The organism is Promicromonospora alba (assembly GCF_042654905.1).
In the GTDB taxonomy this organism is placed as follows: Bacteria; Actinomycetota; Actinomycetes; order Actinomycetales; family Cellulomonadaceae; genus Promicromonospora; species Promicromonospora alba.
The window spans coordinates 962,712-975,482 of sequence record NZ_JBHSFI010000005.1 but is presented as its reverse complement, the minus strand read 5'-3'; the positions used below and the strand labels follow the sequence as shown (position 1 = coordinate 975,482).

The following is a 12,771-nucleotide window of genomic DNA, read 5'->3' as shown; positions in this document are numbered from 1 at the left end:
TGGGACTGAAAGGGACTGACGGCTCAGGACCCGCCGAGGATCAGCGACGCCGCCACGACCACCATGGTCAGCGCGACGACGCTGTCGAGGACGCGCCACGCGCCGGGCTTCTCCAGCAGCGGCGCGAGGTAGCGCGCCCCGTAGCCGAGCGCGACGAACCAGGCGGTGCTGGCGACGCAGGCGCCGAGCCCGAACCACCAGCGGTCGTCGCCGTGCGTCGCGGCGAGCCCGCCCACGAGGACCACGGTGTCGAGGTAGACGTGGGGGTTCAGCCAGGTCAGGGCGAGCGTCGTGGCGACGGCGGCGCCCACCGTCCGGTCCGTGACGCTGTGCCGGCCCATGACCACCCGCTGCCCCTTGACGGCGCGGTACCCGGCCATGCCCCCGTAGACGAGGACGACGAGGGCGCCGGCCCAGCGCGCGATCTCGACGACGAGCGGCGCGCTCTGGATCATGGAGCCCAGCCCGCCGACCCCTGCCGAGATGAGCAAGAGGTCGCTGACGGCGCAGATCCCGGCCACGAGTCCTACGTGCTCACGGCGCAGCCCCTGGCGAAGAACGAAGATGTTCTGCGCCCCGACGGCGACGATGAGCGATAGACCGAAGGCCATGCCTGCGAGGGCGGAGAGCATGCCTGAACGGTAAGAAGCGGGGCGCGGGATGTCCGGTTCATGATTCGGAAGTGCAGAAGACTGAATCACGGTTAATGATGGGGGTACGTCCAGATTTCACGCAGGTAGTAGCTCCCGTGTTGCTTCTTTTCGCAGCGCTGCCGTGACCCTGTCCAGCACGGCCGAGCGGAGCTTCCACTGCTGCAGGTGGAGCGGGACGTCGACCGTCGTGCCGGGCTCCAGCAGCGCGATGTCGTCTCGGGCGGCGCGTCCGCCGAGTGAAGGCGTGTCCAGGAGCATGCCCCAGCCGAGGCCGAGGTAGATGGTCTCCTCGTACTCGACGGTGCTCGGTACGTGGTGCCGCGGCGGCCTGGCCCCCGGTGCCCGCTCGCGCAGGAACATGTCCTGCAGATCGTCCGTCCGGTCGAAGACGATCACCGGTGCGGCGGCCAGGGCCTCCGGCGTCGGGCCGTGGGGGAACCAGCGCCGCGCGAAGGCGCGCGTGCAGGCCGGCCGGTAGCGCATGATGCCGAGAGGCGTGCTGCGACAGCCCTGGACCTGCGCCGTCTGGGAGGTGACCGCTGCCATGACCACGCCCTCGCGGAGCAGGTCCGCGGTGCGGCTGTCGTCCGCGCGGTGCAGGTCGAACGTGACCCCCTCGACCTGGGCGAGGGCCGGCAGCACCCAGGTGGCCAGCGAGTCGGCGCTGACGGCGAGGGGCACGGTCACGAAGGTGCCGGGCCTGGCGTCGTCCGCCTCCTGGCCGTCCGGGTGCTCGCGCGGATCGTCCGCGCCGAGCTCGGCCGCGACCTCCGCGCCGAGCAGCTCGGTCTGGCGGGCGAGGCGCAGGAGCGCCTGGCCTGACGCCGTGGCCACCACCGGCCGGGCGCGCCGCACGAGCACGCTGCCCGCCGCGTTCTCCAGCGCACGGATGCGCTGGCTGACGGCGGACGGCGTCACGTGCAGCGCCCGTGCCGCCGCGTCGAACGAACCCTCGGCCACCACGGCGGCCAGTGCTTCGAGCTGTCGTGAGTCCCATCGCATGCCACCAGTTTGCCGCATCTTCAGTTCTGCTTACCTTGCCTGAGAAACATGAACTGGTCTTCAGGCGCCGCGCTGCCTAGCGTGGAAGACATGCTCACCCTGCTCGCCGGACTCGGATTCGGTCTCTCGCTCATCGTCGCCATCGGCGCCCAGAACGCGTTCGTCCTGCGCCAGGGGCTGCGTCGTGAGCACGTGGCCGTCGTCGCGGCGATCTGCGCGATCTCCGACGCGTTGCTCTACGCGGCGGGCGGCGCGGGGTTCGGGCCGCTGGTGGAGCGCTGGCCCGACGCGGTGGAGGTCATGCGCTGGCTGGGCGCCGCCGTCGTGCTCGGCTACGGGGCGATGGCCGCCTGGCGCGCCGTGCGCGGCGACACAAAGCTCGCTGCGGCCGAGGACGGCGCACTGGGCGACAGCCCGGGCCGGCGCCTGCGGCCGGTGGTCCTCACGACGCTCGCGCTCACCTGGCTGAACCCGCACGTCTACCTCGACACCGTGCTGCTGCAGGGTTCGGTTGCGGCCACCTACGGCGACGACCGCTGGCTCTTCACCGCGGGGGCGATGGTGTCGAGCATCCTCTGGTTCTGCGGCCTCGGCTACGGCGCGCGCCTGCTCGCCCCGGTGCTGAAGCGCCCGGGCGCGTGGCGCGTGGTCGATGGCGTGATCGCGCTGATCATGCTGGCCGTGGCGGTCTCGCTGCTCGCGGGCTGACGCGCTGACGGGCTGACCGACCTGGCGCGACCGGCTAGCTCAGCGGGACCCCCAGTCCGGCCAGGCGGGTCGCCGCCTCGCGCAACACGGACTCCTTCTTGACGAAGGTAAATCTGACGTGCGAGGCGAGCGCCTTCGCCGTCGGCGAGCCCGCCCGGCAGAACGCCGCCGCCGGGATCGCCACCACGCCGGCGAGCTCGGGCAGACGGCGGCACAGCTCGACGCCGTCGCGCAGCCCGAGGCGACCGAGCAGGTTCGACGCATCGGCCATCACGAAGTACGTGCCGGCCGGCCGGTTCACCGTGAAACCGGCTGCTTCCAGTCCCGCGCACAGGAGGTCCCGGCGTTCGGCGAGGGCCGTGGCCAGGGCGCGGGGGGTGTCGTCGTCGGCAAGGGCCTGGGCGATGGCGGGCTGGAACGGTGCGCCGGACGTGTACGTGAGGAACTGCTTGACCGTCCGGACGGCTGTGACCAGGTCGGCAGGCCCGTGCAGCCAGCCGACCTTCCAGCCGGTGAACGAGAACGTCTTGCCCGACGACGAGATGGTCAGCGTCCGCTCCGCCATGCCCGGCAGTGTGGCGATCGGGATGTGCTCGGCGCCGAACGTGAGGTGCTCGTAGACCTCGTCGGTCACGACTATCGCGTCGCGCTCCTGAGCCACGGCGGCGACGGCGGCCAGCTCGTCCCTGGTGAGCACCGCCCCTGTCGGGTTGTGCGGGGAGTTGAGCACGATCATCCGCAGGCGAGGGGAGGCGGCCGCGCGGAGCGCCTCGACGTCGAGCCGGAAGCCGTCCGGCCCGGGGACCAGGGGAGCGGTCACGTGCGTGGCGCCGGACATGCCGATCGACGCCGCGTGCGAGTCGTAGAACGGCTCCAGCGTGAGCACCTCGTCGCCCGCACGGGTCAGCGCCAGGATGGTGGCGGCCAGCGCCTCCGTGGCGCCGGTGGTCACGAGCACCTCGGTGTCGGGGTCGACGTCCAGCCCGTAGTGCCGCTTCTGGTGGTCCGCGATCGCGCGGCGCAGCTCCGGCACGCCGTCGCCCGGCGCGTACTGGTTGCGACCCTCCTCGATCGCCCGGATCGCCGCCCGCTTGACGTACTCGGGGCCGTCGACGTCGGGGAAACCCTGGCCGAGGTTGATCGCACCGGTGCGGACGGCAAGGGCCGACATCTCGGCGAAGATCGTCGCGGCGACGGTGCCGTCGTCGGCGAGGAGGCCCGCCGCGCTCGCGGTGTCCTGCCAGCGGTCCTGGCCGCGGCCAGGTGAATGGAGGGAGCTCATGGGGTCGACGATATCCATCCCGCGTCTACCCCGAGTTCATCTCGGGCATGGCGGACAACCCTCTTTACCTGCGCGTTTGTGGACAACCCTGTGGATGTGGTGGATAACCCCAGGCCTCTGGGAAAGTTATCCACAGGGCGACCCTGCGAAGGTGAACATTTGGCCCTGTCGTTGTCAGCCTTGGGTAGCCGAGTGCCGACAGCTGCTTCCTTTGTCGTGGCCGACGGCGATGAGCGGCCACCAGTGCCGCTCGCCCAGGTGCTCGGCGGCGGCATCGTCGTCGAGCCATGTGCCGTCGAGGACGGGTACGGCGTGATCGAGGACCCGGTACACGGCGAAGTGCGCGACCGGTGCCGGCCATTCGTACCGGGTGCCCGCTGGGACCGTGTTACGGACATATCCGACGAGCTCAGTCGCCGTGACCTGTCCGAACACCGCAGTGGTGAGCTTTTCGACGGCGGTCTGTCGGCCACCGTCGGGCACGGGGGCGGTGGGTAGATCCCAACCCGGTCGGTCGCCGGTACGGGCCCTGCAGAAGATCCGGCCATCCGAGTCGGTCACCAGCAGCCGCACGAGCCCCAGCGGGCTGGGTACCGGGTCGTCGGGGTCGTGGACGACGACGTCAGCGCGGCCGCCAGGCGGCAGCCACGGCGCATCGGGCAGGCAGGACAGGACGAGCACACGCCCACCGTAGCGGCGAGTGACTGTCACTCCTGAGGCTGCTCGGCGCCCAGCTTGCTTCTCGCGTAGGTATCTCGGGCCGGGCGAGGAGTTATCCACAGGCATCCCGGTTGTGGCGCGCGGCTCCGGACGGATGCTCCTAAAGTCGGGCTCGGCGGCGGTCCATGGGGATCGCCCACGGGGGATTGTCAGTACGAGGTCAGGGGGAGGGCCATGCCCGCTGCGGTGGAACGGACGGGAATGCGCCAGGTGGCTGCGCTCGATGCTGGGGATGCAGGCATGGCCGGCCAAGGTCGGGGCGTGGCACTGGTCGACGGGGTCGCTCTGCTGGAGAGCGAGGTGCGTGAGCTCGTCCGGCGCCGTGGCGTGGACCCGATGGCCGAACCGGAACGGTTCGCCGAGCTGGTGCGCGAGGCGGCGGCGGACTATGCGGACCGCGCTGCGCGCGGCCTTCTCCTCGGACTGCCCGACATGGAGCGGGTAGTTCGGGAGGTCACGAACGCGGTGGGCGGGTTCGGCCCGCTGCAGCCCTACCTCGACGACCCGGAGATCGAGGAGGTCTGGCTCAACGCGCCGACCCACGTGTACGTGGCGCGGCGCGGGGTGCCGGAGCTGACCAGCACCGTCCTGACCACCGAGCAGGTCAGTGACCTGGTGGAGCGGATGCTCAAGACGTCGGGCCGGCGGCTCGACCTGTCGAGTCCCTTCGTCGACGCACGGCTGCCCGGCGGGGAGCGGCTGCACGTGGTTCTCCCCGAGATGACCGGGGGCGGGATGGCCGTGAACATCCGCAAGCATGTGGTGCGGGCACGCTCACTCGCCGACATGGTGCGTCTCGGGTCGCTGACCGGACAGGCCGCTACCTTTCTCGACGCCGCGGTCCGGGCCGGCCTGAACATCCTCGTGTCCGGCCAGACCCAGGCGGGCAAGACGACGATGCTGAACGCCCTCGCGGGGTCGATCCCCGGATCCGAGCGGGTCATCTCGGCGGAGGAGGTCTGGGAGCTGCGCCTCCCGGTCCGCGACCACGTGGCCCTGCAGACGCGTCCGGCGAGCCTCGAGGGCACGGGAGAGGTGCCGCTGCGACGTCTGGTCAAGGAGGCGCTGCGGATGCGCCCCGACCGGATAGTGATCGGCGAGGTGCGTGAGGCAGAGGCGTTCGACCTGCTCATCGCCTTGAACAGCGGCGTCCCCGGGATGTGCACGCTCCACGCCAACACCGCGCGCGAGGCGGTCGCCAAGATGACGACGCTGCCCCTGCTCGCCGGCGAGAACGTGTCCGACCGGTTCGTCGTGCCCACCGTCGCCTCGGCGGTCGACCTCGTGGTGCACCTCGGCCTGAGCCGTGCCGCGGACGGCGTGGTCCGGCGCCAGGTGCGCGAGATCGTCGCCGTCACCGGGCGCGTCGAGGAGGGCCGGATCGAGACCGCGGGCATCTTCGACAGGGATGCCGACGGCGAGCTGCGGCGCGGCGACGGCATGCCGCCCGGCGAGGACCGGTTCGAGCGCGCCGGGTTCGACGTGCGGGCGTTGCTCGCGGACCCGCGGGTCGTTCCGGCCGGAACGCGTCCCGGCACCGGTGTGGTCGCCGGACCGTGGGCGGGCGCGGGTACCCGGTCGGGTGCGGACGCCCAGGCGGACCCGCGCGCGGGCGCCGGCCCCTGGGCGGTGCGCTGATGGGTGTGGTGGTCGGTCTCCTCCTGGGCGTCGGCGCGTTCTGCATCTGGTGGTCGTTCTGGACCCCGGTACCGCGTCCCGCGGGCCGGGTCACGTGGCAGATGCGGACCCGCGACCTGCTGACGCAGGCCGGTGCGCCTTCTGTCACGCCCGGGATGCTCGTGGGCGCCTGCGCGACGCTCTGCCTCGTGACGCTGCTGCTCGGCCTCGCCCTGACCCGTTCGCCCGCGATCGCCGCGTGCTTCGCCGTCCTGACGGCACCCGGTCCGGTGGTGCTGGTGCGGGCGCGGGCGCGCCGCCGCCGTCGGGCGCTTCGGGAGGTCTGGCCGGAGGTCGTGGACCACCTCGCATCCGGGGTTCGCGCGGGGTTGTCCCTGCCGGAGGCGGTGGCCCAGCTCGGGCAGCGCGGACCGGTCGAGCTGCGTGAGCAGTTCGGCCGCTTCGCGCACGACTACCGGGCCGGCGGTCGGTTCGGGGACGCGCTCGACGCGCTCAAGGAACGCCTCGCCGACCCGGTGGCCGACCGCATAGTGGAGGCCCTGCGCCTCACGCGCGAGGTCGGTGGGCAGGACCTGGGCCGGCTGCTCCGCACGCTCAGCGGCTTCCTCCGGGAGGACGCCGCGACCCGCGGCGAGCTGGAGGCCCGGCAGAGCTGGACGGTGAACGGCGCCCGGGTGGCGGTCGCCGGGCCGTGGGTCGTGCTGGCGCTGCTGGCCACCCGGCCCGAGACGGCGCGCGCCTACGACTCGCCCACCGGCGTCGCGGTGCTGGTCATCGGCGGCCTCTGCGCCGTGATCGCCTACCGGATGATGCTCCGGATCGGCAGGCTGCCCGCCGAACGCCGGGTGCTGCGGTGACGGGCTGGGTGGCAGGGGCACTCGCCGGTCTGGGATTCGCGCTGGGACTCCTGATCGTGCTCGCCCGACTACGGTCGCGTGCCGTCACCCTCGACGAACGCCTCGCGCCGTACCTCCGCCCGCGTGACGCGACCTCGACGCTCCTGAGAGAGATCAGCCGCACCTCGGCGGTGGTCCGCCTGCTCGGCCTGCACGACGTCGGCACCCGGCTCGAGCGGTTCGGCGCGCCCCGCGAGGAGGTACGGCGAAGGCTCGACCGGGCAGGATCCGCCGAGTCGGTGGACCACTTCCGGGCGCGGCAGGTCGTGTGGACGGTCGCCGGGCTGGCCGCAGGGCTCGGGCTCGCGCTGCTGCTCGCGGCGACCCGAGGGGCGGCGGTCGTGCCGCTGCTCGCACTCGTCGTCGTCGCGGGCGCATGCGGCTACGTGGCCTGCGACCATGCCCTCACCCTCCGCGTCCGACGGCGCGAGGAACGGCTGCTGGCCGAGCTCCCGACCATCGCAGAGCTGCTGGCCCTCGCGGTCGCCGCGGGGGAGAGCCCGCCCGCGGCCCTCGAACGCGTGGCCTCGACGGCACGCGGCGAGCTCGCCGCCGAGATCCGGCGCATGGTCGCCGAGGTGCGTGCAGGCGCGCCCGTCACCACTGCCCTGACGGCGCTCGCGGACCGGTCGGGCCTGCCGCCGCTGTCGCGGTTCGCCGAGGGGGTGGTCGTGGCACTGGAGCGAGGAACACCTTTGGCGGACGTGCTGCGCGCGCAGGCGCGCGACGTCCGCGAGGCCGGCCGCCGCTCCCTCCTGGAGGCGGGCGGACGCAAGGAGATCCTGATGATGGTCCCGGTCGTGTTCCTCGTGCTCCCGGTCACGGTCGTCTTCGCAGTCTTCCCCAGCCTGGCCACTCTGCGGATCGGGCTCTGACATGACCCTGCGAGTGACTCCCTACGAAAGGAAATGACATGCGCGACGGCCATGATCCCGGCCCAGAGGCCGGTTCCGAACCGGACGATGAACGGGGCGACGTGCCCGGCTGGGTCTTGATCACTCTCATGACGGCCGGCTTGGTCGTCGCGCTCTGGGCCATGGCCGGCCCGCTGCTGGAGAACGCGTTCCGGCAGGCGATCAGCAGCGTCACGGGCCAGGGGTGAGCTCCGGCCGGCCGGAGCACGGCTCCGCCGCGGTCGAGTTCCTCCTGGTGTCCGTCCTGGTCCTGGCCCTGCTGCTCGGCGTGGTCCAAGTGGCGCTCGCTGTGCACGTGCGGTCCCTCGCCATCGACGCGGCCGCGGAGGGCGCCCGGGTGGCGGCCCGCGCCGACCGGGGTCCTGCCGACGGCGTCGCGCGTACGCGTGCACTGCTGGCCGGAGCCCTGACCGGGGCCTATGCCCGCGACGTCACCGCCGGCCGTACGACGGTCGACGGCATCGTGGTGACCGAGGTGACGGTGCGCACGCCGCTGCCCGTCGTCGGCCTGCTCGGTCCCGGCGGGACACTCACCGTGCGGGGCCACGCGCTGGAGGAGGCGCAATGACGGCGGGGGAGCCGGAGCGTGGTTCGGCGATGGTCGAGTTCCTCGGCGTCGCGCTGATCCTGCTGATCCCTCTCGTCTACCTGGTGGTGACCCTGGGGCGGGTCCAGGCCGCCGCGTTCGCCGCCGAGGGAGCAGCCAAGGACGCCGTCCGCGCGATGGTCACCGCGGAGTCGTCTGCGGCGGGCGCGGCGCGTGCCGAGGCCGCCGTCGGGATCGCGCTGACGGACCAGGGCTTCGACCGCGGGAGCGGCATGCTCAGCCTGGAGTGCTCCGCCTCCCCCTGCCTGACGCCGGGCGGTGCGGTCAGCGCCGTCGTGCGGGTCGAGGTGCCGCTGCCCCTCCTGCCCGACGTCGTGCGCGGCTGGGTACCGCTGTCCGTCCCGGTCGAGGCAACCCGCACGGGCACGACGGACCGCTACGCCCAGCCCCGCCCGTAGTCGGCCGTGAGCGTGACCGTTGCGCCGATGAGGGGCACAACGCCGCGACGGTCACGCTCACGACCAAGCCGCTCTCGCTGGTACCTGCACCCCAGTGGCAGGTACCAGCGGGTCAGAGGGTCGGGTCAGGGGACCGTGCAGGTCGCCGTCGGGTTGTTGTTGTTGCCGTTCTTGTAGAGCGTGATGCCGAAGTTGTTCCCGGCCCCGTTCGGTGTCGCCGTCAGGGTTCCGCTCGTGCCGGAGACCGTCGCGTTCCACGAGTTCTGCAGGGTCTGCCCGCCCTGCGTCTGGATGGAGACCCGCCACGTCGAGCTGCCGGACACGGCCAGCGAGACGTTGAACCGGTCGGACCACTCGTTCGCCCTGCTGACGGTCACGGTGCAGCCGGTGCCCGGGTCCGGGTTGCCGGTGCCGCCACCGTTGAGAGCGTTGAGCGTGGAGGTGTAGGCGGCCTTCTTGTTGCCGCTGCCGTCGAAGAGGAGCGGGGTGCCGCTGGCGCGCCACGAGTCGGTGTCCCGGACGCCCCAGACGCTGATGCCGGTGCAGCGCGAGACGGCGAGGCAGGCCTGGACGACGCGCCGATAGTTGTCGGCCTGCGCGGTGCCGGAGCCCTCGATGTCGAGCTCGGTGATCTGGACGTCGACGCCCAGCGCCGCGAAGCTCGAGATCGTGGTCTGGTAGTTGCTCGGCACGGGGCTCTGCGCGTTGAAGTGGGACTGCAGGCCCACGCAGTCGATGGGCACGCCACGAGCCTTGAAGTCGCGCACCAGGTTGTACACGGCCTGCGTCTTGGCGTGCGACCAGTCGTCGGTGTTGTAGTCGTTGTAGCAGAGCTTGGCGTTCGGGTCGGCGGCCCGGGCGGCGCGGAACGCCGCCTCGATCCAGTCGTTCCCGGTGCGCTGCAGGTTCGAGTCGCGGCGTGCGCCCGAGGAGCCGTCCTGGAACGCCTCGTTCACCACGTCCCAGGAATGGATCTGGCCCCGGTAGTGGGTGGCGACCTGGGTGACGTGGTTGAGCATCGCGTTCCGCAGGGCGGAGCCGCTCATGTTCTGCATCCAGCCAGGCTGCTGCGAGTGCCACGCCAGCGTGTGGCCACGCACCTGCTTGCCGTTGCTGCGTGCCCAGCTCACGATCCGGTCGCCGTTGGTGTAGTTGAACTGGTTCTGGTTCGGCTCGGTCGCGTCGATCTTCATCTCGTTCTCGGCGGTGATCATGTTGAACTCGCGGTTCGCGATGGTCGTGTACACCGAGTCGTTGAGCCTGCCCGCCGCGATGGCGGTGCCGAAGTACCGGCCCGACTCCGCGGCCGCGGCCTGCAGCGTGCTGCCGGCAGCCTGTGCGGTGGTGGCTGCGACACCGCCGGCGAGGACCACCGCGGTCAGGGTGGCGAGCGAGATGGCTCGCAACCCGCGCCGTGATGGCGATGGGGTGAGCGTTCGGGTCATCGTTGATCCCTTCGTGCTGGACGGGCCGTCGTTGGCCCGTCGGACGTGGAAAAGGATTTCGATGGACGGTGCCGCCTGTCAAGGGGTTCTGCTAAACGTTTTCAAAGATCCGGGAAAGTGAAACGTTTAGGTCGTCCGGGGTGCTCGGCACGGCGGGCTGTGGACAACCGCGACCCCCGCCCGGCACGCGTTGGCCACCCGCCGGACAATGAGGGAATGAGCCCCGCGGACCATGCCGCCGACGCCGGCCACAGCTCCGGCGACGCGGCGGCGAACCCTGCCCCGGCCCGTACCGGTGCGGGCCCGACCGACCGGGAGAGCGGCCGCATCATGCTGCTGACCTCGGCGTTCGTCGCGTTCGCCCTGATGCTCGTCGCGGTGGTCGCCTCGGCGAGCGCGGTCCACCTGGACCGCAAGACGCTCTACGACGTAGCGGACCTCGCCGCCGCCGATGCCGCGAGCGCGATGTCGCCCGACGCCTTCTACGCGGGTGCGGGCACTCCCGCCGACGGCGCCCCGCTCACCCTGTCCGACGCCGACGTGCGCACCGCAGTCGACCAGTACCTGGCCGAGCACCCGCCGGGCATCCCGCTGGCGGTGACCGGGGCGTCGTCGCCGGACGGCCGCTCGGCCCGGGTGTCCCTCGCGACGGTGTCCCGGCCGCCGCTGCTGCGGTGGTTCACCGATGCGTTCGGCGGTGGGATCACGGTGACGGCGTCGTCCACGGCACGCGCGTGGTGAGCCGGGTTAGGTTGTGGCCATGAGCGACCCCGACGGCAACCAGCAGGTCAACGATCAGGTGAACGATCAGGCAAACGAGTACAGCACGGACGACCCCGAGGCCGGCACCCGCCTGGAGCCGCAGCAGATCTTCGACCTCGCCCGGCAGGGTGCCGACGTCCTCCTGGACCTGGTGGACGCGGGGCTCCCCGTCGACCTGGCCGACGAGTCGGGCAACACGCTGCTGATGCTCGCGGCCTACCACGGGCACGCGGACCTGACGGCGGGCCTGGCCGAGCGGGGCGCGGACGTGAACCGGCTCAACGGCAAGAACCAGGCGCCGCTCGCGGGTGCCATCTTCAAGAACGAGGCGGACGTGATCAGGGTGCTCGTCGAGCACGGTGCGGACCCCGACGCCGGGAACCCGAGCGCCCGGGCGACCGCTCAGATGTTCGGCCGTGAGCTGCCGGCGCCCGGGGCTCGCTGAGCAGCCGTTCGAGCCTGCGCCGGATCTTCCGGCGTCGGGCACGACGATGCGCGGGTAACCTTGAACATCGTGGCAACCAACGACTTTCCCGCAGAGATCAAGGCGCTCCGCGCCACCCTCGATTCCATCGAGGCAGTGAGCGACCCGACCGCCCTGCAGGCGAAGATCGCCGAGCTGTCCGAGCAGGCGTCGGCTCCCAACCTGTGGGACGACCCGGACGAGGGCCAGCGTGTCTCCTCCGCGCTCTCGGCCGCGCAGTCCGAGCTCGACCGGGTGGAGAAGCTTCGCGCCCGGATCGACGACGTCGAGACGCTCGTCGAGCTCGGTCACGAGATGGACGACGCCGACTCGCTCACCGAGGCCGAGGAGGAGGTCGCGAAGATCCGTAAGGACCTCGCGGCGCTCGAGGTGCGCACGCTGCTGAACGGTGAGTACGACTCACGCGAGGCGGTCGTGACGATCCGCGCGGGTGCGGGCGGCGTCGACGCCGCCGACTTCGCGGAGATGCTGATGCGCATGTACCTGCGCTGGGCCGAGCGCCACGGCTATCCCACCAAGGTCGGCGACACCTCGTACGCGGAGGAGGCAGGTCTCAAGTCGGCCACCTTCGAGGTCAACGTGCCGTACGCCTTCGGGAACCTGTCCGTCGAGGCCGGTACCCACCGTCTGGTGCGGATCTCGCCGTTCGACAACCAGGGCCGCCGGCAGACGTCGTTCGCGGCGGTCGAGGTGATCCCGCTCATCGAGCAGACGGACCACATCGACATCCCGGACACCGAGCTCAAGATCGACGTGTACCGCTCCTCGGGCCCGGGCGGCCAGTCCGTCAACACCACCGACTCCGCGGTGCGCATGACGCACATCCCGACCGGCGTCGTGGTGGCCATGCAGAACGAGAAGTCGCAGATCCAGAACCGCGCTGCCGCGTACCGGGTGCTGCAGTCCCGTCTGCTCCTGCTGCGCAAGGCGGAGGAGGCGGCCACGCGCAAGGAGATGGCCGGCGACATCAAGGCCAGCTGGGGCGACCAGATGCGTTCCTACGTGCTGCAGCCGTACCAGATGGTCAAGGACCTGCGCACGGAGCACGAGTCGGGCAACCCGCAGGCCGTGTTCGACGGCGCCATCGACGACTTCATCGAGGCCGGCATCCGCTGGCGCCGGGGCGGCGGCGAGAGCTGACGGTCGCGCGGGGGACACCTAGCCTCAGACGAATTGCCGCTTGCCAGGCGTTTTGACCGATATAACGCCCGGACTTTGCGGACCGGGTGAGTTCTGTCGGCGTGTCTGCCCGACACGCCACC

At 71.6% G+C, this 12,771-nt stretch carries 15 protein-coding genes; 10 read left to right on the top strand and 5 right to left on the bottom strand.

Features of this window, described 5'->3' with window-relative positions:
• Positions 1-23 precede the first annotated feature (23 nt).
• Together ACFO6V_RS19315 and ACFO6V_RS19310 are read right to left on the bottom strand one after the other, a co-directional pair.
• Complete coding sequence (locus ACFO6V_RS19315) at positions 24-632, bottom strand: LysE/ArgO family amino acid transporter (RefSeq protein WP_377138059.1); 609 nt, start codon at positions 630-632, stop codon at positions 24-26.
• A gap of 96 nt (positions 633-728) precedes the next feature.
• Positions 729-1,655: a LysR family transcriptional regulator ArgP gene (locus ACFO6V_RS19310; RefSeq protein ID WP_377138057.1), complete on the bottom strand. Its 927-nt coding sequence runs from the start codon at positions 1,653-1,655 to the stop codon at positions 729-731.
• 90 nt (positions 1,656-1,745) lie between these two features.
• Here ACFO6V_RS19310 and ACFO6V_RS19305 point away from each other — a divergent pair, with 90 nt between their 5' ends.
• Complete coding sequence (locus ACFO6V_RS19305) at positions 1,746-2,363, top strand: LysE/ArgO family amino acid transporter (protein ID WP_377138055.1); 618 nt, start codon at positions 1,746-1,748, stop codon at positions 2,361-2,363.
• A 34-nt stretch (positions 2,364-2,397) separates the two neighbouring features.
• Here the strand turns inward: ACFO6V_RS19305 and ACFO6V_RS19300 are convergent, their stop codons facing one another.
• Positions 2,398-3,645, bottom strand: coding sequence for an aminotransferase class I/II-fold pyridoxal phosphate-dependent enzyme (locus tag ACFO6V_RS19300; RefSeq protein WP_377138053.1), 1,248 nt, complete (start codon positions 3,643-3,645; stop codon positions 2,398-2,400).
• Between the two features lie 174 nt (positions 3,646-3,819).
• On the bottom strand, positions 3,820-4,326 hold the full coding sequence (locus ACFO6V_RS19295) for an NUDIX hydrolase (protein ID WP_377138051.1): 507 nt from the start codon (positions 4,324-4,326) through the stop codon (positions 3,820-3,822).
• Positions 4,327-4,605: 279 nt separating this feature from the next.
• On the opposite strand from ACFO6V_RS19295, the gene ACFO6V_RS19290 reads away from it, so the two are divergent.
• The 6 genes from ACFO6V_RS19290 to ACFO6V_RS19265 are packed head-to-tail and all read left to right on the top strand — an operon-like array spanning position 4,606 to position 8,818.
• Positions 4,606-6,003: a CpaF family protein gene (locus tag ACFO6V_RS19290; RefSeq protein ID WP_377138049.1), complete on the top strand. Its 1,398-nt coding sequence runs from the start codon at positions 4,606-4,608 to the stop codon at positions 6,001-6,003.
• Positions 6,003-6,860, top strand: coding sequence for a type II secretion system F family protein (locus ACFO6V_RS19285; protein ID WP_377138047.1), 858 nt, complete (start codon positions 6,003-6,005; stop codon positions 6,858-6,860). Before ACFO6V_RS19290 ends, ACFO6V_RS19285 begins: the two co-directional genes overlap by 1 nt.
• Positions 6,857-7,774, top strand: coding sequence for a type II secretion system F family protein (locus tag ACFO6V_RS19280; protein ID WP_377138045.1), 918 nt, complete (start codon positions 6,857-6,859; stop codon positions 7,772-7,774). The genes ACFO6V_RS19285 and ACFO6V_RS19280 overlap by 4 nt, the downstream gene beginning before the upstream one ends.
• 38 nt (positions 7,775-7,812) lie before the next feature.
• The gene (locus tag ACFO6V_RS19275; RefSeq protein WP_377138043.1) at positions 7,813-8,001 is read left to right on the top strand and encodes a hypothetical protein; all 189 of its coding nucleotides are present in this window, start codon (positions 7,813-7,815) and stop codon (positions 7,999-8,001) included.
• Positions 7,998-8,381, top strand: a complete 384-nt coding sequence (locus ACFO6V_RS19270) for a TadE/TadG family type IV pilus assembly protein (protein WP_377138041.1) — start codon at positions 7,998-8,000, stop codon at positions 8,379-8,381. Before ACFO6V_RS19275 ends, ACFO6V_RS19270 begins: the two co-directional genes overlap by 4 nt.
• Positions 8,378-8,818 carry a pilus assembly protein gene (locus tag ACFO6V_RS19265; protein WP_377138039.1) on the top strand — a complete coding sequence of 147 codons (441 nt, stop codon included), beginning with the start codon at positions 8,378-8,380 and terminating at the stop codon, positions 8,816-8,818. Before ACFO6V_RS19270 ends, ACFO6V_RS19265 begins: the two co-directional genes overlap by 4 nt.
• A 125-nt stretch (positions 8,819-8,943) precedes the next feature.
• On the opposite strand, the gene ACFO6V_RS19260 is transcribed toward ACFO6V_RS19265, so the two are convergent.
• Positions 8,944-10,263, bottom strand: a complete 1,320-nt coding sequence (locus ACFO6V_RS19260; RefSeq protein ID WP_377138037.1) for a glycoside hydrolase family 10 protein — start codon at positions 10,261-10,263, stop codon at positions 8,944-8,946.
• A 216-nt stretch (positions 10,264-10,479) separates the two neighbouring features.
• On the opposite strand from ACFO6V_RS19260, the gene ACFO6V_RS19255 reads away from it, so the two are divergent.
• The 3 genes from ACFO6V_RS19255 (at position 10,480) to prfB (ending at position 12,649) form a co-directional block, all read left to right on the top strand.
• A complete protein-coding gene (locus tag ACFO6V_RS19255) occupies positions 10,480-11,004 on the top strand; it encodes a hypothetical protein (RefSeq protein ID WP_377138035.1) in 525 nt (174 codons plus the stop codon).
• A 19-nt stretch (positions 11,005-11,023) separates the two neighbouring features.
• On the top strand, positions 11,024-11,470 hold the full coding sequence (locus ACFO6V_RS19250; RefSeq protein ID WP_377138033.1) for an ankyrin repeat domain-containing protein: 447 nt from the start codon (positions 11,024-11,026) through the stop codon (positions 11,468-11,470).
• Between the two features lie 69 nt (positions 11,471-11,539).
• Positions 11,540-12,649, top strand: coding sequence for a peptide chain release factor 2 (gene prfB, locus ACFO6V_RS19245; protein WP_377138031.1), 1,110 nt, complete (start codon positions 11,540-11,542; stop codon positions 12,647-12,649).
• Positions 12,650-12,771: the final 122 nt, after the last annotated feature.

Bases quoted from the DNA above. Each gene is read 5' to 3' on its own strand.
- ACFO6V_RS19250 (WP_377138033.1), top strand. From the start codon at position 11,024: ATGAGCGACCCCGACGGCAACCAGCAGGTCAACGATCAGGTGAACGAT.
- ACFO6V_RS19265 (WP_377138039.1), top strand. From the start codon at position 8,378: ATGACGGCGGGGGAGCCGGAGCGTGGTTCGGCGATGGTCGAGTTCCTC.
- ACFO6V_RS19290 (WP_377138049.1), top strand. From the start codon at position 4,606: ATGGCCGGCCAAGGTCGGGGCGTGGCACTGGTCGACGGGGTCGCTCTG.
- ACFO6V_RS19305 (WP_377138055.1), top strand. From the start codon at position 1,746: ATGCTCACCCTGCTCGCCGGACTCGGATTCGGTCTCTCGCTCATCGTC.
- ACFO6V_RS19255 (WP_377138035.1), top strand. From the start codon at position 10,480: ATGAGCCCCGCGGACCATGCCGCCGACGCCGGCCACAGCTCCGGCGAC.
- ACFO6V_RS19285 (WP_377138047.1), top strand. From the start codon at position 6,003: ATGGGTGTGGTGGTCGGTCTCCTCCTGGGCGTCGGCGCGTTCTGCATC.
- ACFO6V_RS19310 (WP_377138057.1), bottom strand. From the start codon at position 1,655: ATGCGATGGGACTCACGACAGCTCGAAGCACTGGCCGCCGTGGTGGCC.
- ACFO6V_RS19260 (WP_377138037.1), bottom strand. From the start codon at position 10,263: ATGACCCGAACGCTCACCCCATCGCCATCACGGCGCGGGTTGCGAGCC.
- ACFO6V_RS19300 (WP_377138053.1), bottom strand. From the start codon at position 3,645: ATGAGCTCCCTCCATTCACCTGGCCGCGGCCAGGACCGCTGGCAGGAC.
- ACFO6V_RS19315 (WP_377138059.1), bottom strand. From the start codon at position 632: ATGCTCTCCGCCCTCGCAGGCATGGCCTTCGGTCTATCGCTCATCGTC.
- ACFO6V_RS19275 (WP_377138043.1), top strand. From the start codon at position 7,813: ATGCGCGACGGCCATGATCCCGGCCCAGAGGCCGGTTCCGAACCGGAC.